This window comes from Kitasatospora sp. GAS1066B (genome assembly GCF_041262605.1).
In the GTDB taxonomy this organism is placed as follows: Bacteria; Actinomycetota; Actinomycetes; order Streptomycetales; family Streptomycetaceae; genus Kitasatospora.
In genome coordinates this window covers 141,984-165,621 of sequence record NZ_JBGCCO010000002.1, presented here as the reverse complement: position 1 = coordinate 165,621, position 23,638 = coordinate 141,984, and the positions used below count along the sequence as shown (strand labels likewise).

The 23,638-nt window shown below is 74.4% G+C and carries 18 protein-coding genes; 10 read left to right on the top strand and 8 right to left on the bottom strand.

The genetic code is table 11. The features are described from left to right. Window positions 1-17: 17 nt before the first annotated feature. Entirely contained in the window at window positions 18-1,145 is a 1,128-nt protein-coding gene (locus ABH937_RS02330) for a HoxN/HupN/NixA family nickel/cobalt transporter (RefSeq protein WP_280687181.1), read from the bottom strand. 159 nt (window positions 1,146-1,304) lie between these two features. Between ABH937_RS02330 and ABH937_RS02325 the strand changes: the two genes are divergently transcribed. Further along, window positions 1,305-3,311, top strand: coding sequence for a CocE/NonD family hydrolase (locus ABH937_RS02325; RefSeq protein ID WP_370216971.1), 2,007 nt, complete (start codon window positions 1,305-1,307; stop codon window positions 3,309-3,311). Between the two features lie 7 nt (window positions 3,312-3,318). Here ABH937_RS02325 and ABH937_RS02320 read toward each other — a convergent pair whose 3' ends face one another. Continuing rightward, window positions 3,319-4,293 carry a hypothetical protein gene (locus ABH937_RS02320; protein ID WP_280687179.1) on the bottom strand — a complete coding sequence of 325 codons (975 nt, stop codon included), beginning with the start codon at window positions 4,291-4,293 and terminating at the stop codon, window positions 3,319-3,321. 90 nt (window positions 4,294-4,383) lie between these two features. Here ABH937_RS02320 and ABH937_RS02315 point away from each other — a divergent pair, with 90 nt between their 5' ends. Together ABH937_RS02315 and ABH937_RS02310 are read left to right on the top strand one after the other, a co-directional pair. Beyond that, entirely contained in the window at window positions 4,384-5,598 is a 1,215-nt protein-coding gene (locus ABH937_RS02315; protein WP_370216969.1) for an alpha/beta hydrolase, read from the top strand. A 117-nt stretch (window positions 5,599-5,715) separates the two neighbouring features. After that, a complete protein-coding gene (locus tag ABH937_RS02310; RefSeq protein ID WP_370216968.1) occupies window positions 5,716-7,989 on the top strand; it encodes a glycosyltransferase family 39 protein in 2,274 nt (757 codons plus the stop codon). Between the two features lie 48 nt (window positions 7,990-8,037). On the opposite strand, the gene ABH937_RS02305 is transcribed toward ABH937_RS02310, so the two are convergent. From ABH937_RS02305 to moaA, 3 genes are all read right to left on the bottom strand, one after another. Beyond that, complete coding sequence (locus ABH937_RS02305; RefSeq protein ID WP_370216967.1) at window positions 8,038-9,657, bottom strand: alpha/beta hydrolase; 1,620 nt, start codon at window positions 9,655-9,657, stop codon at window positions 8,038-8,040. Window positions 9,658-9,705: 48 nt separating this feature from the next. Continuing rightward, window positions 9,706-10,476 (bottom strand): hypothetical protein, encoded by a 771-nt coding sequence (locus ABH937_RS02300; protein ID WP_370216966.1) that lies wholly within the window; start codon window positions 10,474-10,476, stop codon window positions 9,706-9,708. Between the two features lie 94 nt (window positions 10,477-10,570). Continuing rightward, window positions 10,571-11,584, bottom strand: coding sequence for a GTP 3',8-cyclase MoaA (gene moaA / locus ABH937_RS02295; protein WP_370216965.1), 1,014 nt, complete (start codon window positions 11,582-11,584; stop codon window positions 10,571-10,573). A gap of 130 nt (window positions 11,585-11,714) precedes the next feature. Here moaA and ABH937_RS02290 point away from each other — a divergent pair, with 130 nt between their 5' ends. From ABH937_RS02290 to ABH937_RS02270, 5 genes are all read left to right on the top strand, one after another. Next, entirely contained in the window at window positions 11,715-12,326 is a 612-nt protein-coding gene (locus ABH937_RS02290) for an NTP transferase domain-containing protein (RefSeq protein WP_370216964.1), read from the top strand. 138 nt (window positions 12,327-12,464) lie between these two features. After that, window positions 12,465-13,451 carry a hypothetical protein gene (locus ABH937_RS02285; RefSeq protein WP_280687172.1) on the top strand — a complete coding sequence of 329 codons (987 nt, stop codon included), beginning with the start codon at window positions 12,465-12,467 and terminating at the stop codon, window positions 13,449-13,451. A 384-nt stretch (window positions 13,452-13,835) separates the two neighbouring features. Beyond that, on the top strand, window positions 13,836-14,693 hold the full coding sequence (locus ABH937_RS02280) for a hypothetical protein (protein ID WP_280687322.1): 858 nt from the start codon (window positions 13,836-13,838) through the stop codon (window positions 14,691-14,693). 201 nt (window positions 14,694-14,894) lie between these two features. Beyond that, window positions 14,895-15,770 carry a (2Fe-2S)-binding protein gene (locus ABH937_RS02275; RefSeq protein ID WP_280687171.1) on the top strand — a complete coding sequence of 292 codons (876 nt, stop codon included), beginning with the start codon at window positions 14,895-14,897 and terminating at the stop codon, window positions 15,768-15,770. A gap of 183 nt (window positions 15,771-15,953) precedes the next feature. Continuing rightward, on the top strand, window positions 15,954-16,964 hold the full coding sequence (locus ABH937_RS02270) for a DUF2637 domain-containing protein (RefSeq protein ID WP_280687170.1): 1,011 nt from the start codon (window positions 15,954-15,956) through the stop codon (window positions 16,962-16,964). A 239-nt stretch (window positions 16,965-17,203) separates the two neighbouring features. Here ABH937_RS02270 and ABH937_RS02265 read toward each other — a convergent pair whose 3' ends face one another. The 3 genes from ABH937_RS02265 to ABH937_RS02255 all read right to left on the bottom strand — a co-directional run bounded on the left by ABH937_RS02265 (window position 17,204) and on the right by ABH937_RS02255 (window position 21,009). Continuing rightward, complete coding sequence (locus ABH937_RS02265) at window positions 17,204-19,429, bottom strand: SpoIIE family protein phosphatase (RefSeq protein WP_370216962.1); 2,226 nt, start codon at window positions 19,427-19,429, stop codon at window positions 17,204-17,206. 234 nt (window positions 19,430-19,663) lie between these two features. Beyond that, window positions 19,664-20,116: an ATP-binding protein gene (locus ABH937_RS02260; RefSeq protein WP_280687168.1), complete on the bottom strand. Its 453-nt coding sequence runs from the start codon at window positions 20,114-20,116 to the stop codon at window positions 19,664-19,666. Between the two features lie 164 nt (window positions 20,117-20,280). Beyond that, entirely contained in the window at window positions 20,281-21,009 is a 729-nt protein-coding gene (locus tag ABH937_RS02255) for a carbonic anhydrase (RefSeq protein WP_370216961.1), read from the bottom strand. Window positions 21,010-21,229: 220 nt separating this feature from the next. On the opposite strand from ABH937_RS02255, the gene ureA reads away from it, so the two are divergent. Both ureA and ABH937_RS02245 read left to right on the top strand, forming a co-directional pair. Beyond that, window positions 21,230-21,940: an urease subunit gamma gene (gene ureA / locus ABH937_RS02250; RefSeq protein WP_280687166.1), complete on the top strand. Its 711-nt coding sequence runs from the start codon at window positions 21,230-21,232 to the stop codon at window positions 21,938-21,940. After that, window positions 21,937-23,637: an urease subunit alpha gene (locus tag ABH937_RS02245; protein WP_370145981.1), complete on the top strand. Its 1,701-nt coding sequence runs from the start codon at window positions 21,937-21,939 to the stop codon at window positions 23,635-23,637. The genes ureA and ABH937_RS02245 overlap by 4 nt, the downstream gene beginning before the upstream one ends. Window position 23,638: the final 1 nt, after the last annotated feature.

Below are 23,638 nucleotides of genomic sequence, written 5' to 3'. Positions count from 1 at the left end.
CCCCACCATCCAGCGGGTCACTCCCCCTCCGGCACCGCCCGGCCAGCCAGCGGCGCCGACCACTTCTCCTCCACCCGGCCGAACTTCCAGAAGGCCAGCGCGCCGGCCCAGGTGACCACGAAGAGCCCGACGATCGCGAAGCCCACGTTGTTCAGGTCCAGCGAGGCGATCCAACCGACCGGGCCGCCGGTGATGTCGTACTGGTCGGCCAGCAGCCCGACCAGCTCGATCACCCCGATCACCAGCGCGACCAGCACCGACAGGCCGGTCACCGTCAGGTTGTAGTAGATCTTGCGGACCGGCTTGGAGAAGGCCCACTCGTAGGCGAAGTTCATGAACGAGCCGTCGATGGTGTCCAGCAGGCTCATCCCGGCCGCGAAGAGCACCGGCAGCACCAGCAGCGCGTACCAGGGCAGCGAGAAGGCCGCCGCGCCGCCGGCCAGCACCAGCAGCGAGACCTCGGTGGCGGTGTCGAAGCCCAGGCCGAAGAGCATCCCGACCGGGTACATGTGCCAGGACTTGGTGACGGCCCTGGTCACCCGGCCCAGGATCCGGTTCAGGAAGCCGCGCTTGTCCAGCTGCTGCTCCAGCTCGGCCTCGTCGAAGTGGCCGCCGCGCATCTTCCGGAAGACCTTCAGGATCCCGTTGAACGCGCCCAGGTTGACCAGGCCGATCAGCAGCAGGAAGACACCCGAGACGCTGGTGCCGATCAGGTTGGTGGTGCGGTGCAGCTGGGAGCCGTCGGTCTCGACCGAGGAGGCCAGCGAGCGGACGCCGAAGGCCAGCAGCGCGCAGAGGCCGAAGACGATCGAGGAGTGGCCGAGCGAGAACCAGAAGCCGACCGAGAGCGGCCGCTTGCCCTGGCCCATCAGCTTGCGGGTGGTGTTGTCGATGGCGGCGATGTGGTCGGCGTCGAAGGCGTGCCGCATGCCCAGCGTGTAGGCGGTCAGGCCGAGCCCGGCGCCGAAGGCCTGGTTGCCGATCGCGTAGTGCTTGGGGGCGATCACCGCCAGCAGCGTGAACCAGCCGACCACGTGCAGCGCCAGCACGAAGGCGCCCATGCCGGCCAGCCGGACCCACTCCTCGCGGGTCAGGCGGGCGGTCCAGCGGGGCCGGGCGACGGTGGGAACCGGTGCGCTGCTCATCGGGCGGCGACCTCTTTCGGGGATGCGGAGCGGCAGAACTCGAACATCCTTCCCCTTCAGCGGCCGCAGTTGCAAGTGATGTGCAACTAGGCTCGGCATGCGGACACGATTTCCCGGCGGTTCGGCACTTTTGTCCGGTTTCTCCTCTATGGTCGGTGCATGCGACACCCCGTCAGCTACCCGTACCGCGTCACCCGCGAGGACCTGCGGATCCCGGTGGCCGAGGGCGTCGAACTGCACGCCCGGATCTGGCGCCCCGTCACCGAGCAGCCGGTACCGGCCCTGCTCGAGTACCTGCCCTCCCGGCTCGGCGACGCCACCGCCGAGCGCGACGCCGAGCGCCACCCCTGGTACGCCGGCCACGGCTACGCGAGCGTGCGGGTCGACCTGCGCGGCCACGGCAACTCCGACGGGCTGCCGGGCGAGGAGTACGGCGCCCAGGAGCTGGCCGACGGCCTGGCGGTGCTCGACTGGCTGGCCGGCCAACCCTGGTGCACCGGACGGCTCGGCCTGATCGGGATCGGCTGGGGCGCCGGCACCGCGCTGCGGCTGGCCGCGCTGGCCCCCGAGGCGCTGCGGGCGGTGGTCACCGTCGGCGCCAGCGACGACCACTACGACAACGACACGCACTACTTCGGCGGTTCGCTGCTCGGCCCGGCGGGCCACGCCAGGTCCGCCGCACTGCTCGCCTTCGCCGCCCGCCCGCCGGACCCCAAGTACGTCGGCGAGCAGTGGCGGCCCCGCTGGCTGGAGCGACTGGCCGCGGTCGAGCCCTACCTCTTCCCCTGGCTGGCCCACCAGAGCCGGGACGACTACTGGCGCCGGGCCGGCATCATCGACCGGTACGGCTCGATCAAGGCCGCCGTGCTGGCGGTGGGCGGCTGGGCGGATCCGTCCCGGGACACCGTGCTGCGGCTGGTCGAGCACCTGGACGCGCCGGTGCGCGGGCTGATCGGGCCCTGGGCGCGGCAGTACCCCGACCGCGCGCGGCAGCCCGGCCCCGCGATCGGCTTCCTCCAGGAGACGCTGCGCTGGTGGGACCAGTGGCTGAAGGAGACCGACACCGGGATCCTGGCCGAACCCGCGCTGCGCTGCTGGCTGGGCGAACCGGGCGGCGCCGGCCGCTGGGTCGGCGACGACCAGTGGCCCTCCGACGACGTCCGGGAGATCCACTACGGCCTGGCCGACACGCTGCGCACCGCCGGCACCCCCGAGGGCGAGCGCTTCGTGCCGGTCCGCTCCCCGCAGCACACCGGCGTCGACGCCGGACAGTACGTCGCGCTGGGCAGCGCCGCCGACCTGCCGCCCGACCAGCGCGAGGAGGACGGCCGCTCGGTCTGCTTCGACAGCGCCCCGCTCGCCGAACGGCTCGAGCTGCTCGGCCGCCCGGCCGTCCGGCTGCGGCTGCGCTGCGCCGCACCGCGCGGGCAGGTGATCGCCCGGCTCTGCGCGGTGGCGCCGGACGGTGCGTCGACCCTGATCACCCGGGGCGCGCTCAACCTCGCGGCCCGGCACGGGCGGGAGGTGGCGGTGCCCTGGGAGCCCGGCGCGGTGGCGGAGGTCGAGTTCGAGCTGCTCTCGGCCGGCTTCGCCGTCCCGCCCGGCCACCGGCTGCGCCTGGCACTCTCCTCCGCCTACTGGCCCTGGCTCTGGCCGCAGCCCGAGGACGCGGGGTTCGACGTGGACCCCGGCCCCAGCGTGCTGACCCTGCCGGTGCGCCACCTGGCCGCCGACGTGGGCCGGGCCCCGATCACCTTCGCCGAGCCCGAGCAGGCCACGCCACTGGCCGTGCGGCACGGGACGCCGACCGAACCGCACCCGGAGCGCCTGGTCGTGCGGGACCTGGCGGCGGGCGAGTGGCGCCTGGAGCTGAACCCGCGCACCGGCGGCTCGCTGAGCCACCCCGACGGCCTGGCCTGCACCGAGCAGGCGACGGTGAGCTGCCGGATCCGTTCGACCGACCCGGTCAGCGCCGCCACCCACGCCGAGTGGACGATCCGGCTGGAGCGGCCCGAGCACGGCTGGGACGTCACCGTGCTGACCCGCTCGGAACTCGCCTGCGACGCCGAGACGTTCACCGCGCGCAGCCGGCTCACCGCCTGGGAGGGCGGCGCGGTGGTCTTCGAACGGGACTGGGAGCGACGGATCCCGCGCACCGCGGGGTGACCTGCCGTTACGGCACGGGGTAGGTGTCCGGCGGGACCGCGTTGGTCTGCGCGTTGCCGCCGACGCTGGCCGTCAGGGTGAGCGTGTAGGTCTGGTAGGTGCTGTTGGTGGTGGTGTAGTCGGCGGAGTCCTGGAACTTGGTGAACGCGCAGTCCTCGGTGAACTTCTTGCTCGCGTCGTCCCAGTCGGTGCCGCCGGTGAAGTAGATGTCGTAGGTGCCGTCCTCGATGCCGGTCACCTTCGTGCTCTGGCCCTTGCCCACGTAGAAGGAGTAGGCCGACTGGCCGGCCTTGGTCAGGGTCAGCACGGCGTCCGTCGAACCGGCGGTGTTGTCCACCGTCAGCTCGCCACTGCCGTCGTCGTGGCCCTCGCGGACCCAGGTGCCGTTCTTCAGCGCACGCTGCTGCGGCTGCGGCAGTTGCGGGGCGGTGAAGGTGCTGGTGTATCCGGCGGTCGACAGCGCCTGCAGCGCGGTGGTCACGTCCTTGAGGCCCTGGGACTGGCCGGTCTCGGCGAGCGCGGAGGAGGTGGCGCAGACCTTGCTGCTGCCGATGTCGCTCTGCACGGTGCCCAGGTCGGTGGCCAGGGTGTCGAGCGCCACATAGAGCTGGCGGTGGGTGTCGGCGACCTCGGCCGGCGCGTCCGTGCCCTGCAGCCCCTGCGCTCCGTCGCTCGCCGCCTGCTGCGCGCCGGCCAGCGCGGTGCCCAGCTCGGTCACGCTGCCGGCCGAGGTGAGCTGGCCGAGCGCCGTGCTGAGCGGCGCTATGTAGGACTCCAGCGTCTGCCCGTACGGGACGGTGGTGGGGCTCGGGCTGCTGGTCGGCAGCGGTCCCATCGAACCGTCCGGCACCGGGCCGGGGTTCGGGCCCGGATAGCGGGCCGAGCTGCAGGCGGTGGCCAGCAGCAGCGCACCGGCGAGCACCGCCGTGCGGCGCAGCGGATGGCGACCGGCACTGCCGGTGATGCGAGGTGAGACGTGCAAGGTGAAGCCCCCCATAGGCTCGCGTGCGCGTGCGCGATCAGCGTCCCAAAACCCGGCCGACCGGGTCAATGGCCCGCGCACGCTTCGTGAATGACCGTGCACGACGAGTATCGGGCCGGCGGAGGGGGTGACCTGCGCCGTCTCCGGCGCGTCATCTACGATCATGCGGTGCTCGCCCTGACCGGACTTCCCCTGCAGCTCATCACCGGCCTGCTCGCCGTGGCGGCCTTCGTCGCCACCATGTGGCTCTGGCCCAAGCTCGGCGGCAAGGGCGTCAAGCCCGTACTCGGCCGGCTCGGCGCCTTCTTCGGCACCCAGGTGCTGGTGCTGGTGGCGATGGCCCTGGTGGCCAACTCCTACTTCGGCTTCTACACCAGCTGGACCGACCTGCTCGGCACCGCCGGCGGCCCCGGCAAGGTGGTGGACCACCAGCCGAGCAACTCCTTGCAGGTCACCGGCGAGCAGAAGTTCTACTCCTCGCAGGGCTCGGCCGAGGACCGCTCCGGGGTGATCCAGCAGGTTTCGGTGACCGGCGCCGCCTCCGGGCTGAGCAACGACGGCTACGTCTACCTGCCGCCGCAGTACTTCCAGCCGGCCTACGCGAACCAGAAGTTCCCGATGGCGCTGGTGCTCTCCGGCTACCCCGGCACGGCCGAGAAGCTGATCTCGCTGATGCAGTACCCGGCCAGCACGCTCAAGGCGATCAACGCCAAGCAGCTGCCGCCGATGGTGCTGGTGATGATGCGCCCCTCGCCGATCGCCAGCCGGGACACCGAGTGCATGGACGTCCCGCACGGCCCGCAGGTGGAGACCTACTTCACCGAGGACCTGCCCAAGGCGCTGGCCGCCGGCTACCGGATCGCCCCGCAGGCCTCCGCGCACGCCGTGATGGGCGACTCCACCGGCGGCTACTGCGCGCTGAAGTTCGCGCTGCGCAAGCCCGACGCCTACCACGCCGCGATCGCGCTCTCCGCCGACTACAGCGTCTCCAACGACCCGACCACCGGTGACCTGTTCGGCGGCAGCGCCCAGCTCAAGCAGGAGAACGACCTGCTGTGGCGGCTGCGCAACACCCCGGCGCAGCCGGTCTCGCTGCTGCTGGCCACCAGTCCCAACGAGGACAACTACCAGGCCACCCAGGAGATGGTGAACTCCTTCAAGGCCCCCACCAAGCTCTCCACCATCACCCTGAACAGCGGCGGCCACAACTTCCACACCTGGGGCCGGGAGATCCCGCCGGCCCTGGAGTGGCTGGGCAAGCAGCTGTCGGTGCCCGGCCTGACCGGCGCGCAGGGCGCCACCTGACGGTCCGTCACCTTCGCTACCTTCGTCGCCTGCGCCACCTTCGTCACCGCCGAAGCACATAGCCGGCTCACAGGCTCACCCCAAGGCCCTGCCAGGCCCGCCGTGGACCGTGGCGCCATGACCACGACCAGTTCCGCCCCCCAGAGCAGCGTGCCGTGGCCCGAGGCCGCGCACTACCCGCCGCCGCAGCCGCCCGGGCAGGCCGCCGACCGCCCGGACCACCCGGCCGGTCCCGAGCCGCTGTTCCCGCCCGCCGCGCCGCCCACCCCCGGCCCGAAGGGGCCGCGGAGCTGGTCGGGACGGCTGCGCACGCTGCCCGCCCGGACCTGGCGCGGACGGGCGGACGACCCCGGCTGGGTGCGCCCGGCACTGCTCGGGCTGCTGCTGGCTACCGCCGCCCTGTACGGGTGGAACCTGACCGCCTCCGGCTGGGCGAACTCCTTCTACTCGGCCGCCGTCCAGGCCGGCACGCAGAGCTGGCAGGCCTTCTTCTACGGCTCCTCGGACGCCGCCAACTTCATCACGGTCGACAAACCGCCGATGTCGCTCTGGCCGATGGAGCTCACCGCCCGGCTCTTCGGCCTGAGTTCGTTCACCGTACTCGCACCCGAGGTGCTGATGGGCGTGGCCACGGTCGGCGGGCTCTACGCGACCGTCCGCCGCCGCTTCTCGCCGCTCGCCGGGCTGCTCGCGGGCGCGGCACTGGCGCTCACCCCGGTGGCGGCGCTGATGTTCCGCTTCAACAACCCCGACGCACTGCTCGTGCTGCTGCTGACGCTGGCCGCCTACGCCTTCGTCCGGGCCACCGAGAGCGCGAGCACCCGCTGGCTGCTGCTGGCCGGGGTGATGTTCGGCTTCGGCTTCCTGACCAAGACGCTGCAGGCCTTCCTGATCCTGCCCGCCTTCGCGCTGGTCTACCTGGTGGTCGCGCCCACCGGGCTGTGGCGACGGCTTCGCCAACTGCTGGCCGCCGGGCTCGCCCTGGTGCTGGCCGGCGGCTGGTGGGTGGCCGTGGTGCAGCTGGTGCCGGCGGCGGACCGGCCGTACGTCGGCGGGTCGCAGGACGACAGCTTCCTGTCGCTGACCTTCGGCTACAACGGCTTCGGCCGGCTGACCGGGAACGAGACCGGCAGCGTGGGCGGCGGCGCGGCTGCTCCCGGCGGGGGCGGGGGCGCCGGCGGAGGCGGTGGGCCGCACTGGGGCAGCACCGGGCTGACCCGGCTGTTCGGCAGCGACCTGGGCGGTCAGATCGGGTGGCTGCTGCCGGCCGCGCTGGTGCTGCTGCTCCTCGGTCTCTGGGCCACCCGCCGCGCCGCGCGCACCGATGCGGCCCGCACCGCGTTCCTGGTCTGGGGCGGCTGGCTGCTGAGCACCGGTCTGACGTTCAGTTACATGTCCGGCATCTTCCACCAGTACTACACGGTCGCCCTCGCCCCGGCCGTGGCAGCGCTGGTCGGCATGGGGGTGGACGGTCTCTGGCGGGCCCGCCGGCGGCTGCCGTACGCGGCGCTGCTCGCCGTGCTGGTCGGCGGCACGGCACTCTGGGCGTACCTGCTGCTCGGGCGCAGCGCCGGTTTCGTGCCGTGGCTGCGCTGGGCGGTGCTGCTCGGCGGTCTGGGGGCGGCGCTCGTGCTGCTGGCGGCCGGGCGGCTGGCGGGCCGGGCGGCGGCTCGGTGGTCGGCGGTGGCGGGCGTGCTCGCGCTGGCGGCGGGGCTCGGCGGACCGGCGGCGTACGCCGTCGACACGGTGGCGAGCGCGCACACCGGCTCGATCCCGACGGCGGGGCCGCAGGTGGCGGGCGGCGGCTTCCCGGGCGGCGGCCGGCCCGGCGGCGGCGCCCCCGGCGGGACGCGCGGCGCCTTCCCGCGCGGTGGGTTCCCCGGCGGCGCCGGCGGCGCGTTCCCGGGCGGGGGTGCGCCGGGCGGCGGTGCCCCGGGCGGCTCGACCACCGGCGGCTTCCCCGGCGGCGGCCGACCGGCCGGTGCGGGCGGCGGCACCCGCGGTGGCGGCGGCGGTATGGGCGGCCTGATCGACGGCGCCCAGGTCAGCCCCACGCTGGCCACCCTGCTCAAGGCCGACGCCGCGAACTACACCTGGCCCGCCGCCACGGTCGGCTCGCAGAACGCGGCGAGCTACCAACTCGCCACCCGGGAGCCGGTGATGGCGCTCGGCGGCTTCAACGGCAGCGACCCCTCGCTGAGCCTGGCCGCCTTCCAGCAGGACGTGCGGCTGGGCCGGATCCACTACTTCATCGGCGGTGGCGGCTTCGGCGCCCAGCAGGGCGGCTCCGACGACAGCTCGCAGATCACCGCCTGGGTCAGCGCGCACTACACCGCGAAGACGGTGGGCAGCGCGACGGTCTACGACCTGACGGCGCCGACCACCTCCTGACCCGGGTGAGGGGGCCGATTCACCCGGCGGTGCATCGGCCCCCTCCCGTCAGCCGGTGATGTCCGTCGAGCAGTGCGTCCCGGCCGCCGGCATGGTGCCGTTGAGCAGGAAGCCGTTCACCGCGCTCTGGATGCAGCTGCTCTTGTCGTAACCGGTGTGCCCGTCACCGTCCCGGGTCAGCAGGGTGGCGTTCGCCAGGCCGCTCGCCAGGTGCTGGGCCCAGGCGTACGGGGTGGCGTCGTCGCCGGTGGAGCCGACCACCAGGATCGGGGCGCTGCCGGTGGCCTTGATCACCTGCGGCGGCGCGCCGTGGGCCGGGAAGGCCCCGCAGTCGTTGCCGACCCGCAGGTCGTCGATGGTGACCCGGCGGTTCAGGTAGGACGCCTTGGCCTGCAACTGCTGCAGGGCCTGCTGGAGTTGGTCGTCGGTGGGGCTCGGGGTGCCGTCGTCGGCGCAGTTGATCGCCGTGTTGGCGTCGGCCTCGTTGGTGTAGCGGCCGTCCGGGTCGCGGCCGTTGTAGTTGTCGGCCAGCACCAGCATGAAGTCGGGCGAGTGCTGGTTCATCGCCTGGGACAGGGCGCTCCGCAGGTAGCCCCAGTCCTTGGCGGAGCCGTAGAGCATGTCGAGCGCGCCGGTCCAGCCCTCGGTGGAGGTGAGCACGCGGCCGTTCTTGGCCGAGGTCAGCGGGTGGTTCTGCAGACCGTCCAGGAAGTCGGCGGCCTTCTTGGCGGCCGTGCCGGGGTCCGAGCCGAGCGGGCAGCCGCTCTGCGTCACGCAGTCGGCGGCGAAGTGCTCGAAGACGCCCTCGAAGCCGATCTGCTGCTGGACGTCGGCGGTGAGCGCGTCCAGGCTCGGGTCCATCGCGCCGTCCAGCACCAGACGACCGGTGCGGCCGGGGAACTCGTCCGCGTAGACGGTGCCGAGGTAGGTGCCGTAGGAGAAGCCCAGGTAGTTCAGCTTCTGATCGCCCATCACCCCGCGCAGCACGTCCAGGTCGCGCGCCGCGTTCACGGTGCCGACGAACGGCAGCAGCTTGCCGGACTTGGCGGCGCAGCCGCTCTCGAAGTCCTTCATGGTGGTCGCGGTCGCGTGGTCCTGGGCGTTGAGCTTGTCGCGGTCCGCGTCGTCCAGGCAGTGCACGGCGGTGCTCCGGCCGACCCCGCGCGGGTCGAAGCCGACCAGGTCGTACCGGTCGCCCAGGGTCTTGAACCGGCTGTCCGCCGTGTTCGCGAGGTAGTCGAGGCCCGAGCTGCCGGGGCCGCCCGGATTGAAGAAGAGCGAGCCGAGCTTCTGGCCCTGCTGCGCGGCGGGCTTGCGGATCAGCGCGATGTCGATGGTGTCCGCGCCCGGGTGGGCGTAGTCCAGCGGGACGTGCGCGGTGCCGCACTGGAAGGCGGACAGGTCGGTGCCCCGGGTGTCCGGATCCGCCGAGCAGCTCCCCCAGGCGACCTGCTGTCCGTAGAACGGCTTGAGCGCCGGGTCGTCGGCGCCGGCCGGCGTGGCGGAGGGGGATGGCGCGGGCGGGGTACTGGTCGAGGCCCGCACCGCCGACGGGGCCGGGCTCTTGGCGACGGGGGATCCCCCGGACCCGCCGCAGCCGGCGACCACGGTGACCCCCAGCACTGCGGGCAGGATGCGGCGCGACGCACGCGCCAGAGTGAGCTTCACCGCAGAGAGATATCACCTTCTCTTCGTATAAGCACACCCATTGCATCGCTATCCCGCATCCGGCTCCGGCAGCGCCGCCCGCACCGCCGCCAACTCCGGCCCCGGGCCGTGCTGCTGGAGGTACCGCAGCCCGTGGCGCAGGTAGGCGCGCGGGTTGGTGCTCAGCAGCCGGGCCCAGGAGGGCTTGCGCTCCCCGCGCAGCCAGGCGTAGCAGGCCAAGGCGTAGCCGAACTGCCGCTCGGAGAGGTAGCCGAGCCGTTGCCAGGACTGCTGCCGGTGGTTGCGGCTGGTGGTGAAGGCGGAGTTGGCGGCGAAGACGCCCAGCCCGAAGTAGACCGTGAACAGGTCGGTCAGCGGCTCGTGGTCCTCACGCGTCCGGCTGATCCGGCCCTCGCCCAGCAGCCGGACGTGGCCCAACTCGTGGGCGATGGTGGCGATCAGGGCCGTCGGGCGGGCCGCCATCCGCTGGTCGATGCCGATCACCGCCAGCCCGTCGCGTCGCCGGTAGTGACCCGCCGCGTAGCGCGAGCGGCTGGTCAGGCCGAGTTCGGCGACCATCGCGTCCTCGCCGGAGTCCGGCTCGATCTCGACGGTGATCACCTCGGGGTGGACCCCGACGACGGTGCGGATCGTGCCCACCAGACGGCGGATCTCGTCGGGCGTGCCCGCGTACGGCCCGGGGAACTGCTCGGCGGTCGGCAGCACCGGCTCGCGCAGCAGCGGACCCGGGCCGAACTCATCGGCCAGCCAGGCCGTCGACCGCTCGATCCAGACCCGGGCATCGGCCCCCACCGGGCAGGCCGCCAAGCGCGTCCACATCCCTGCTCCCCCGTCCGTCGACCCTGACGGTACGGTACAGCGGCGCCCGCGTTGACCAACCGTCAGCGCCTCCGGAGCACTCCGCGAGCCGCCGTCAGCCGCCGATCGCCGACATCGGCCGCTCCGGCTGGACGAAGGCCGCGGAGTTGATCTCGTGCCCCGGGCCCTTGCGCGCGATCGTGTTGCGCCAGGCCCGCTCGATCTCGGCGTCCGCCGCCCCGCCGCGCAGCAGCGCGCGCAGGTCGGACTCCTCGGTCGCGAAGAGGCAGTTGCGCAGCTGGCCGTCGGCGGTCAGCCGGACCCGGTCGCAGGTGCCGCAGAACGGCCGGGTGACCGAGGCGATCACGCCGAGCACGGTGTCCGTCCCGGCGATCCGGAACTCCTCGGCCGGCGGGGTGCCGCGCCCGGCGCCGAGCGGCGCGCGCTCCACCGGGATCAGCCGGTAGCGGGTGCCCAGCACGGCCAGCAGCTCGTCGGCGGTGATCATCGCCGAGCGGTCCCAGGCGCCCTGGGCGTCCAGCGGCATCGACTCGATGAACCGCATCCGGTAGCCGTGATCGGCGGCGAACGCGACCAGGTCGAGGATCTCGTCGTCGTTGACCCCGCGCACCGGCACCGCGTTGATCTTGACCGGGGCCAGCCCGGCCGCCTGTGCGGCGGCCAGGCCCGCGAAGACGTCCTCGATCCGGTCACGCCGGGTGATCTCCTGGTACCGGTCGCGGCGCAGCGTGTCCAGGCTGACGTTGACCCGGCGCAGCCCGGCGGCCTTGAGGTCGCCGGCCATCCTGGCCAGCCCGATCCCGTTGGTGGTCAGCGACAGTTCCACGCCCAGCTCGGTCAGCCGCCCCACCAGGCCGGGCAGGCCGCGCCGCAGCAGCGGCTCGCCCCCGGTCAGCCGCACCGAGGCGATCCCCAGCCGCCGCACCGCGATCCGCGCCAGCCGGATGATCTCCTCGTCCGTGAGCACCTCGGCCTTCGGGAGCCAGTTGAGGCCCTCGGCCGGCATGCAGTAGGTGCAGCGCAGGTTGCAGCGGTCGGTCAGGGAGATCCGCAGATCGGTGTGGACCCGGCCGAAGCGGTCGACCAGCGGGGAGGGTGCGGTGTGCATGACTGCCAGTAGAAAACGACACGCGGCAAAGATCCAGCGGCGCATCGACCGGCGTCCGTACAAGGTCAGCGGCGCACCCTTGTGCAATCACACAGCGCGCGGGCGGCCCGCCGACCGCCATGCTGGTGGCATGGCCGAGCTTCCCCCGCCCACCTCGCCCGTTCCCGCCCTGGTGCTCGCCGCCGGCGGCGGCCGGCGGCTGGGCGGCCGGCCGAAGGCGCTGCTGCCCTTCCAGGGCCGCCCGCTGGTCGAGCACGCCGTCGAGGTGGTGCGCGAGGGCGGCTGTGATCCGGTGCTCGTGGTGCTCGGCGCGGCTCGTGACCAGGTGCTCGCCACGGCCGAGCTGGCCGGCTGCACGGTGCTCGCCAACCCCGACTGGGCCGAGGGCATGGGCGGCTCGCTGCGCACCGGCCTGGCCGCGCTGCCGGCCGGCTGCTCGGGCGTGCTGGTCTCGCTGGTCGACACCCCGGGCGTCACCCCCGCCGCCGTTGCCCGGCTGCTCGCCGCCCACCGCGCCGGCGCCACGCTGGCCGCCGCCGGCTACCGGGGCCGCCGCGGCCACCCCGTGCTGATCGGTGCCGAGCACCTCGCCGAGGCCGCCGAGACCGCCCGCGGCGACGCCGGCGCCCGCGCGCTGCTGACGAACCATCAGGCCGAACTGCGCCTCGTCGAGTGCGGCGACATCGCCGTCCCCGACGACCTGGACACCCCGGCCGATCTGGCCCGCTGGTCGGCGGGTTGACGCCCGCGGGGGCTCCGCGCGCCGAGGGATTCACCCTGAAAAATCCCTGATCATTCCGACATTCGGCACCATCGAACGGCCCGATCGGGGACGATGGAGGGCGACCCGCCCCTCTCACCCGAACGGACGGTGCGCGCCTTGTCCGGACATCCGCTGCCCGACGACTTCACCGGCAACGACTCCTGGGACGGCGGTGGACCGCGTCCGGGGGACCAGCTCCCCGAGGCCGCGACCGCACCGGCCGGCGCGCGGGCGATCCGCTGTCCGGCCTGCCGGCGCGAGCATGTCTACGAGCCGCCCACGCTGCCCTGCCCGTGCGGGGCCGCGCTCAAGGTGCCGCTGCTGCGCGGCGGGGTGCCGGTACAGGTGCGGTTCCGCTCCTGGGAGGACTCCTGGCTGAGCCTGCGCTGCCCGAGCTGCGGGCGCAACGACCAGTGGCCGCAGCCGGAGTTCACCTGTAACTGCGGTGCCACGGTGCGACTGCCGGTCGACCGGCAGCCGCGCGCGGGGGCCACCGGGCCGCAGGGGTCGCGCCCGCTCGGGGTGCGCCCCGGCGCGGCCGGGGCGCAGCACGGCGACGGTTCGCTGCTCGCGGAGCGCCAGGGCTACTCCGGCACACCGCGGCACACCACCGGGGTGCCGAGTGCGCCGGCCGCCCCGCCCGCCGGGGTGCCGAGCGCGCCCACCGCCCCGCCGATCCAGCCCGCCGTGCCGCAGGGCGGTCGCTGGCAGAACCGGCCGCCGTTCCGCCCGCAGCCGATCCGCACCGGGCAGGACGCCGTGCTGGCCGCCGCCCGGTACCTGGAGTGGCTCGGCTTCGGCGAGTTGGAGCTGACCGAGGGCCAGGAGCGCGAGGCCGTGACGCTGCTCGGCCGGCGCCTGGTGGCCCAGGTGGACAGCTGGCCGGAGCAGGCCGACATGCGCTCGGTCGAGTGCCTGTGGCTGCAGACCCTGCACGCCGAGGAGATGGCCGCCGCGATGTTCACCACCGCCGGGTACTCGCACCAGGCGACGGTGCGCGGCGAGCAGTTGCTGGTGGCGCTCTTCGCGCTGGACGAGGGCGGCGTGCCGCAGCCGGTGAACGGCGCGGCCGAGGCGCTGCTGGAGACCGGCTGGACCTCCTGACCGTCCGTCACCACCAGCCCCACGCGGCCACCCGACACCGCTCGAGATCGCTCGAAACCGCTCGAGAACCGGGAGAGAACGGGGAGAGAACCGAAAGACGTCGCGCTCGTGATCTGGTGCACAAGCTCACCCGAGTGTTGAATTGCGGTGCTCCACAGCCTGGTCGTCGGTCTCCGCCGCCGATCCGTCGCCGTCGGAGCCACCGCATGACCGTGGGGCACCGCACACAAGGAGGTGGCGTTGTCGGAGCACGGAACGGCCCCGCTGAGCGGGGGGGCGCGCGGCCGGCCGGCGGATGCCGACCGACATCGACACGGCACGCAGGGGGGCACCGGGGCGCAACCGCCCGGCGGGCCGCCCGGGGTGCCGCCGCACGGCGGGGGGCTGCATCCGGGGGCCGACGGCCCGCTCGACGAGATCACCAGTGGCACGGTGTGGCGGCTGCGCTCGCGCGCCTGCTGGCAGGAGGCCGCCGAACTGCTCACCCTGAGCGCCGAACGGGACGCCCGAACCGCCCTGGTCCGGGCCGAGCTGCTGATCGAGCAGTGCCTCTTCACCGCCGACCACTGGGACCAGGCCGAGGCCGCGCTGCGGCTCGCCGAGGCCGGGGTGACCAGCACCGAGCAGCGCGCGGCGGCCGCCTGCGCCCGCGGTTTCCTGGCCTACCTGGGCAGCGTGCTCGGGCCGCGCGACCGGCTGGACGAGGCGCAGGCCGCGCTCGGGCGGACCTCCGCGCTGCTGCCGCCGAGCGCACCGGGGCGGCCGCTGCTGGACTTCCGGCGCGGGCTGGTCGCGGAGAACCTGCTGCGCGACCAGACCGCCGCCTGGATCGCCTACCGCCGGGCCCACGAAGGGGCGTTGGCGCACGGCGACACCCTGCTGGCGTCCGCCACCTGGCGGCACCTGGCCGCGCTCGCGCTGGCCGGCGGCGACCGCACCCGGGCCCGCGAGGGCTTCGCCGCCTCGCTCCGGCTGCGCGAGGAGCTGGGCTTCATGGTGGGCGTGGCGCCGGCCCTGGCCGCGCTGGCCGAGGTCTCGGAGCCGGGCGAGGCGCAGCGGCTGCGCGCCGAGGCCGGGCGGCTGGTGCAGGCGCTGGGCGGCGTGCCGGTCTGGCTGGTGGGCCGGCTGGGCGAGGACGGCGGCACCGGCAGCCCCGGCGGCCCACCGGGCGCCCCGCGCGGGGCGCCGCCGAGCGCCCGCCCGGGGGTGCCCCGGATCCGCGGGGCGGCGGGGGCGGCCTGACGGCGACTTGAGCGGGGCGGCCTGAGCGCGGACGGCCTGGGCGCGGGCCGCCGGTCCCCCGGACGGACGCGGCGGGCGGGATCTCCGACGGCCCGTCAGCTAAGGTGAGGCTTACCTGAGGGGGTGGGGTGTGCACCCCGCCCCTCCCGGGGATCAGCCACGCCCGGGGCCACACCCCGCCCGATCCGATGGGGCCTCGCCTTGACCGAGTGCGCCTCCCCGTACCCGCCCCCGGCGCCCCCCTTCGCCGGCGCGTACACCGCGTTCGCCCAGGTCTTCCCGGAGCTCCGGATCCAGCACCGCCGCGCCGCCCACCCGCACGAGGGCTGGGTGCGCACCCCCCGGCTGCTCGCCGATCCGGCCCTGCGGGCCCGGCTGATCGCCACCGAGGCCCGGCACGGCCTGGCCCGCTACGGCACCGCGCCCCGGCCCGACGTCGCCGCCGGCTTCTGGCTGCACCGCTACACCTGGCCGCTCTGCCTGCTCTTCACGCTGCCCTGGCTGCTGGAGCGCCGGGTCCCGCTGCCGACCGTCGCGCAGCTGGCCAGCCGGCGCGCCGCGAGCGGCGGCGGGCCCGCCGAGCTGGCGCTGCTGGCGGCCCCGGAGCCGATCGCCTTCGCCTGCCTGCCCGGCGACCCGGCCGCCCGGCTGCCGGGGGCCCGCCCCGTCGCGGACGAGCCGGCCCTGCGGACCGCGCTGCGCGCCGCGCTGGCCGAGCAGTTGGCCCCGCTCCTCGCCGCCTTCCGTGGCGAGCTGCGGCGCGGTCCGCGCACCCTCTGGGGGCTGGCCACCGACGAAGTGGTCGAGGGCCTCTGGTACGCCGCCGGGCTGCTCGGCCAGGAGGCCCGCGCGCTGGCCGAGTTGGCAGCACTGCTGCCCGAGGGTGCGGACAGCGCCCCGTTCGTCGGGGCCGCCGCGTTCCGGACCACCGCGTTCCGGACCGCCGCGTTCAGGACCGCCGGGGCGAGCCGCCCGGCGGGCCCACCGACCCCGGTCCGCACCCGGGTGAGCTGCTGCCTCTACTACACGGTGCGCCCCGCGGACCCGTGCGTCGGCTGCCCGCGCTCCTGCGGCTGAGCGGACCCCGCCAAGCCTGCGGTCATATCATCATCCTGACGGAACGTCAGCTCTCGCTCTCTCCAGCGTATTTACCCCCAAACCGCCCACGCGGCCGAGCACCATCCGCCATGATGAACCTCCCTCGGGTGGCCCCGTGCCGTCCCGTTTCGCATGCCGAGAGAGCGAGGTTGGTCCAGCACCATGAAACTGTCGGACATACCACTGGGCTGGGCCGTGGCCGCCGTCGCCATCCTGCTGCCGGGCGCCCTCCTGGTGGCCTTCCTGCGCAGCAGGGGAGCGGCCACCGCGCGCGGCGCCGACTCCTGGGAGCGCACCGAGGAACGGCGCCGCCGCAAGGAGTCGCTCTACGGAGGCGCCTCCTACACCCTGCTCTTCTGCTGCGCGGCCGTCGCGGCCGCGCTCTCCTTCCACGGTCTGGTCGGCTTCGGCACCCAGAACCTGGGCCTGTCCGGCGGCTGGGAGTACCTGGTCCCGTTCGGTCTGGACGGCGCCGCGATGTTCTGCTCGGTGCTCGCCGTCCGCGAGGCCAGCCACGGTGACGCCGCGCTCGGCTCGCGCCTGCTGGTCTGGCTCTTCGCCGGCGCCTCCGCCTGGTTCAACTGGGTGCACGCGCCCCGCGGTCTCGGACACGCGGGAGCGCCGCAGTTCTTCGCCGGGATGTCGCTGTCGGCCGCCGTGCTCTTCGACCGGGCGCTCAAGCAGACCAGGGTGGCGGCGCTGCGCGAGCAGGGGCTGGTGCCCCGGCCGCTGCCGCAGATCCGGATCGTGCGCTGGCTGCGCGCCCCGCTGGAGACCTACGCGGCCTGGTCGCTGATGCTGCTCGAAGGCGTCCGCAGCCTGGACGAGGCCGTCGAGGAGGTCCGCGACACCAGGCGCGAGGCCGTGGTCAACCGCGAGCGCCAGCGGCTGGCCAGCCGCCGCGAACGAGCCGAGATCCGCGCGCTCAACCGGGCCCCCGGCGGCTGGGGCCGGGTCCGCACCGGCGCCGCCGCCCGGCAGTTGGAGCCCGCCAGCAGCGCGGAGCCCGCGATAGCACCGCTCCCCGCCCCGGAGACCGCCACCGCGCCCGGCCTGCCGGCCCGCCCCGGTCGGCGGACCATCGACCTCAGCACGGAGGATGACACCATGACGCTGCCCCGGCTCGACTCGCTGGAGCAGAAGCTCAAGGACCTGGAGCAGCAGTTCGGTTAGGTCCTGTCCGGTCGATCTTGTCGGATCAGCGCGCGGCGTTGGGCGCCCGGCTGGGCGTGCGCCCGAGTCGTCCTCGTACTGGACGTACTTGGGCGATTCGGGCGTGCGTCCAGGCGGGATGCCCGGCGTCGCGCGCCCGGCAAGATCGGCCGGACAGGACCTAGCACCGACGGCCGGCGCTGGCCGCAGCGGCGGTGGCGGTCGGCTCGGGCCGCTGCCGCCACCGCCGGCGGCCTGGCTCAGGCCGCTTCCGCCACCGGCGGCGCCGACAGCTCGAACCACATCCGCTTGCCGGACCCGCGCGGCTCCACGCCCCAGGCGTCCGCGAGCGCCTCGACCAGCATCAGGCCGCGCCCGGAGGAGGCCTGCTCCCCCGGGGTGCGCCGCTTGGGCCACAGGTCGGACTCGTCCTCGACCTCGATCCGCAGCCGCGGCTCGCGGCCGTCCTCGCGGTAGAGGCGGGCGGTGAACATCGCGTCCCGGTCGGTGTGCCGGATCGCGTTGGTGACCAGCTCGGAGGCGAGCAGTTCGGCGGTGTCGATCAACTCGGGCACGCCCCAGCGGCGCAGCGCGTCCCGCAGCTCGCCACGCAGCTCGGCGACCCGGGCCAGGTCGGCCTGCCCGATCCGGCGGCGCAACTGCTGGGCGGCCAGCCCGCCTTCGGGGCCGTCCCAGCGGAGCAGCAGCAGCGCTATGTCGTCCTCGCGCTCGGCGGGGTCGGCGGCCCGGGCGGCGATCCGGTCGGCGAGTTCCTCGATCGGGTCGCTCGCACCGTCGCCGGCCGAGCCCAGCTCACCGGCCACCGACTCGCAGAGCCGGGCCATCCCGGTGTCCAGGTCGAGGCCGCGCGATTCGACCAGGCCGTCCGTGCAGAGCACCACGGTCTCGCCCGGGTCCAGGCTGAACCGGGTCACCTGGTACTCCTGGTCGGCCCCGATGCCCAGCGGCAGGCCGCCGACCACGCTCTGCACGGTGCTGGTGCCGTCGGCGCGTCTCACCACCGGGTCCAGGTGCCCGGCCCGGACCGCGTAGACCACGCCGTAGTCGACGTTGACCTCGGCATAGGTGCACGTGGCGAAGTGGTCGGTGTCCAGGTCGGCCAGGAAGCGCGAGGCCCGGGCCATCACGGCGGCCGGCGGGTGCCCCTCGGCCGCGTAGGCGCGCAGCGCGATCCGCAGCTGCCCCATGATCCCGGCCGCGTGCACGTCGTGGCCCTGCACGTCGCCGATCACCAGGCCGACGTGCCCGCCGGGCAGCGGCACCACGTCGTACCAGTCGCCGCCGATCTGCAGCCCGGAGCCGGCCGGCAGGTAGCGCACCGCGGTGGTCACCCCGGGCACGGCCGGCACGTTGCGCGGCAGCATCACCCGCTGCAGGCCCGCCGCCAGCTCGTGCTCGGCGTCGTGCAGCCGGGCCCGGGCCAGCGACTGCGCGACCAGGCCGCCCAGGGTGGAGAGCAGGGTGCGCTCGTCGGCGTCCAGCTCGCGCGAGTCGTCGAAGCTGACCAGGCACAGGCCGATCGTCCGGCCGCTGGCCACCAGCGGCAGGTAGGCCCAGGCGCTGCGCCCGGTGCCGATCACCTTCGGCCAGGCCTGCGGGAACCGCTCGCGGTACTCGTCCTGGCTGGCGAGGAAGAGCGGCAGCCGGCTGCGGATCGCCTCCGCGGCGGGCTGGAACGGCTCCAGCGGCATCCGGTCGAAGGGGAGCATGTGCTCGGAGCGGTAGCCGCTGGCACCCAGGATCCGCAGCCGCCCGGCCTCCATCGCGGCCAGCACCAGACCGTCCGGCGGCAGTCCGGGCAGCGGCAGCTCGGTGAAGACCCGGGCCACGTCGCGCACCGTGACGGCCTCCGAGAGCGCCCGGGCTGCCTCCTTGATGAACCGCGACCGGTCCTCGCGCAGGGCGGCCTGCCGCCCTGCGTCCTCCCGCTTGTGCAGTTCGGCGGTGGCGTCCCAGAGGAAGCCGACCATCCGCGAGGGGCGGCCGAAGGCGTCGGCCAGCACCCGGCCGCGGAACCGCACGGCGTGCAGTTCGCCGCCGGGGAAGACGGTGCGGTAGTAGGCGCCGCACTGGCCGAGCTCGGCCACCGCGCGCTCGACTCTGCGGCGCACCACCGGCGCGTCCTCGGGGTGCAGCAGCGCCAGGAAGTCCTCGGAGCTGAGCTCCGGGGCGCAGCCGCGCACGCCCATGAAGCCGCAGGCGCGCTGGTCGGCCTCGATCAGGTCGCGGCGGATGTCCCAGTCGAAGGAGCCGATGCCGTTGGCGGCCATCGCCGGCTCCAGCCACTCCGGCGTCGAGTCGCCGCCTCGCCCCGGCAGGCTCTGCACCGTGGTGGGCAGCGCCACGGGCGGGGCGCCCAGGCCGCCCATCGGGCTGCTGCCGCGGGTGCCGGCGCGCCGACCGCCCTGGGCCTGCGGGCCGAGCGGAAGGCGTGCGGGCCCCTGCGGCTCGGGCTCAGTCGCCATGGTTCTCCTGCCCCTGCCGGGTCCGTCGAGTCGGGTGTGGCCCGGGGGCGGCACCACGAGAGTGGGGCGCCCGGTCCGGACACACATTCTCACTATCCTGTCGAATGTTCGACCACGCGGCAATAACGCCCGGTCGACCCGCGCGTAACGTGTCCGGAACGTTCGCGTCACACGCGCGGCAGCTCCGTCCCCGGCTCCCTACGCAGCTTCAGGTGCGGCCTCGGGTACGGCGCGTCACGACCGGTCCGCCACCACTTCGAACCAGGTGGTCTTGCCCTCGGACCGCAGCCGCACGCCCCAGGCGTCCGCCAGCGCCGCGACCAGCGCCAGGCCCCGCCCGTCGGTCTCCGTCTCGGTCGCCCGGCGCGGCCTGGGCAGCCGGGCGTCACCGTCCCGCACCTCGACCCGCAGCCGCAGGTCGGCGCCGAGCACCGCGTCCAGCACGGCGCCGGTCGAGGTGTGCCGCAGGGCGTTGGCGACCAGCTCGGTGGCGAGCAGCTCGGCGGTGTCGGCCAGCTCGGGGGCGCCCCAGTCGGCCAGCGCCCCGCGCAGGGCGGCGCGCAGCGCGGCGATCGCCGCGAGGTCCGCGGGTGCGAAGGCCGCGTGCAACCGGCGGTCGGGCGCGCGCTCCTCGGCGGCGCCCGCCTCGGCGCCCGTCTCGATCTCGAACTGCTGCTGACTTTCCATCAGATCTGCCCCCCAGCTGCGCTCTGATCCATCGTGAGTCCGGCTCGCCCCCGGTCGCAACGGTGCGTGAGACGTCAACTGAGGTGCACAGGGGGCTCACGGCGCGCAGTCTGCTGACACGCTGTCAACATCCGCCGTCCGGCGCGCTGCGGGGCGCGGCGCGATCAGGGCAGCTCTCGGGCCGCGAAGTCGACCGCACCGCTCTCCAGCGCGTAGTACCCGCCGCGCACCGCCAGCCGCCCGGCGGCCACCGCCGGGGCGAGCAGCTCGTCGGCGCGCAGCCGGGCCACGGTCTGCCGGGTCTGCTCGCGCACCACCGCCTCGACCAGCTCGGCGCCGCCGGCTCCTGCTGGCGCGCCGGATCCGCCGGTCGCGCCCGCCGCCAGCACCGCCTGGTACGGCGCGCGCAGGCAGCGCGCCACCTCCGCGAGGTGCCCCGGCAGCGACGCGCCGTCGTGCAGCGCACGGACGGCGGCGGTGACCGCGCCGCAGCCCTGGTGGCCGAGCACCAGCAGCAGCGGGGTGGCCAGCTCGACCGGGCCGTACTCGAGGCTGCCGGCGATCAGCGGGTCGAGGGTGTGCGCGGCGGTGCGGACCACCAGCAGGTCGCCGAGCCCCTGGTCGAAGACCAGCTCGGGCGGGACCCGGGAGTCGACGCAGGTGAAGACCACCGCGAACGGCGCCTGGCCGCCCGCCAGCTGCTGCCGACGGTCCGGCGAGGCATCCGGCCGGCTGACCGCTCCGCGCACCCAGCGGTCGTTGCCCGCCCGCAGCCGCGCCAGGGCTTGCGCGGCGTCCGCCGCCCTGTCCCCCGCTCGCGCGCCGGCCGGTGACGCCGCGGCCGCCGGCAGCACGCCGAGCGCGCCCGCCGCCAGCATCGTCCGCCGTCGCACCCTCGCCACCTCCGGTCGGCCGGCCCCCGCACCCGCGTACGGCTCTGCCTCCGCTAAACGAGCGACACCCCCGCCGGTCACCCGCGCAGAACACCGCAACCCGGGCAAGGCTGGACACGGCGACCCGATCCAGGTTCAATGGCCAGCAGAAATTTGAACGCCGTTCTAACCGACGGACGCATCCCTCCCCTTCCCCCCGGTAACCCGCGAGCGAGGCATCGTGCGACTCACCCCTACCGAACGGGACCGGCTGCTGCTCTTCACAGCCGCCGAACTGGCCCGCGCCCGCCGCGCCCGCGGCTGCCGGCTCAACGTGCCCGAGGCCACCGCGCTGATCGCCGACACCGTCTGCGAGGCGGCTCGTGACGGCAAGCGGCTCGCCGAGGCGATCGAGGCCGGCCGCACCGTGCTGAGCGCCGACGACGTGCTGCCCGGCGTGCCCGACATCGTCACCGTCATCCAGGTCGAAGCCGTCTTCGACGACGGCACCCGCCTCGCCGTCGTCAACGACCCCTTCCAGGGCGCCGGTTCACTCGGCGAGGACGGCCCCGGCGCCGCGCTGCCCGGTCCCGGCACCGGCTACGACCCGGTCGAGGAGACCGTCGTCCTCACCGTCCACAACACCTCGCCGGTGCCGATCAGCGTCACCTCGCACTTCCACTTCTTCGAGGTCAACCCGCGCCTGGCCTTCGACCGCGCCGCCGCCTACGGCACCCGCCTCGCCGTCCCGGCCGGCTCCTCGGTGCGCTTCGACCCCGGCGCCGTCGTCGAGGTCGGCCTGGCACCCATCGGCGGCGAGCGGGTGGCGATCGGCTTCGCCGGCCTGGTCGACGGACCGCTGGACGCGCCCGGCGCGCGCGAGGCGGCGCTGGAGAAGGCCCGCGCCACCGGCTACCTGATCAACTTCGACGACTCGGAGGTGGATTCGTGACCGCGATCTCCCCCCACGACTACATCTCGGTGCACGGCCCCCGGGCGGGGGACCGGATCCGGCTCGGCGACTCCGGACTGATCGTCCGCGTCGAGTCCGACTCCCAGGCGCCCGGCGACGAGTTCCTGGCCGGGTTCGGCAAGACCGCCCGCGACGGCCTGCACCTCAAGGCCGCCACCGTTCGCTCCACCTGCGACGTCGTGATCAGCAACGTCCTGGTGATCGACGCCGTCCAGGGGATCGTCAAGACCTCCATCGGCCTGGTCGGCGGCCGCATCGCGGCGATCGGCCGGGCCGGCAATCCCGACACCATGGACGGCGTGGAGGTGGTGGTCGGCACCGGCACCACCATCGTCTCCGGCGAAGGCCTGATCGCCACCGCCGGCTCCATCGACACCCACGTGCACCTGCTCTCCCCCCGGATCATGGAGGCCTCGCTGGCCTCCGGCGTCACCACGATCATCGGCCAGGAGTTCGGCCCCGTCTGGGGCGTGGGCGTCAACTCCCCCTGGGCGCTGCGGCACGCGTTCAACGCCTTCGACGCCTGGCCGGTCAACATCGGTTTCCTCGGCCGGGGTTCGTCCTCCGACCCGGGCCCGCTGGTGGAGGCCCTCGCGGAGGGCGGCGCCAGCGGCTTCAAGGTCCACGAGGACATGGGCGCCCACACCCGCGCCCTCGACACCGCGCTGCGCGTCGCCGAGGAACACGACGTCCAGGTCGCCCTGCACACCGACGGCCTCAACGAGTGCCTCTCGGTCGAGGACACCCTGGCCGTCCTCGAAGGCCGCACCATCCACGCCTTCCACATCGAAGGCTGCGGCGGCGGACACGTCCCCAACGTGCTGAAGATGGCCGGCGTCGCGAACGTGATCGGCTCCTCGACCAACCCGACCCTGCCGTTCGGCCGGGACGCGCTGGCCGAGGCCGCCGGCATGATCGTCTCCGCCCACGACCTCAAGCTCGACCTGCCCGGCGACGCCGCCATGGCCCGCGACCGCATCCGGGCCGGCACCATGGGCGCCGAAGGCATCCTGCACGACCTCGGCCTGATCGGCATCACCTCCTCCGACGCCCAGGGCATGGGCCGCGCCGGCGAGACGGTGCGCCGCACCTTCGCGATGGCCGGCAAGATGAAGGCCGAACGCGGGCCGCTGGACGGCTCGTTCGGCACCCGCGACGGCGGCGACGACAACGAACGCGTGCTGCGCTACATCGCCAAGCTCACCATCAACCCCGCCATCGCCCACGGCCTCGCCCACGAGGTCGGCTCCATCGAAACCGGCAAGCTCGCCGACATCGTCCTGTGGCGCCCCGACCACTTCGGCGCCAAGCCGCAGCTCGTCCTCAAGGCCGGATTCCCCGCCTACGGTGTCGTCGGCGACCCCAACGCCACCACCGACCGCTGCGAACCCCTGGTCCTCGGACCGCAGTTCGGCGCCCACGGCGCCACCGCGGCCGACCTGTCGGTCGCCTTCGTCGCGCAGGCCGCCGTCGACAACGGCGACCAACTGCCCACCCGCAGGCGGCGTGTGGGCGTGCGCGGCACCCGCGGCATCGGCCCGCGCGACATGATCCGCAACGCCCGCACCGGCCGGGTCGGCGTGGACGCCGGCACCGGACTGGTCTCGCTGGACGACGAACCCCTGCGCTCCGAACCCTCCGACAGCGTCGCGCTCAGCCGCCTCTACTTCCTGTAAG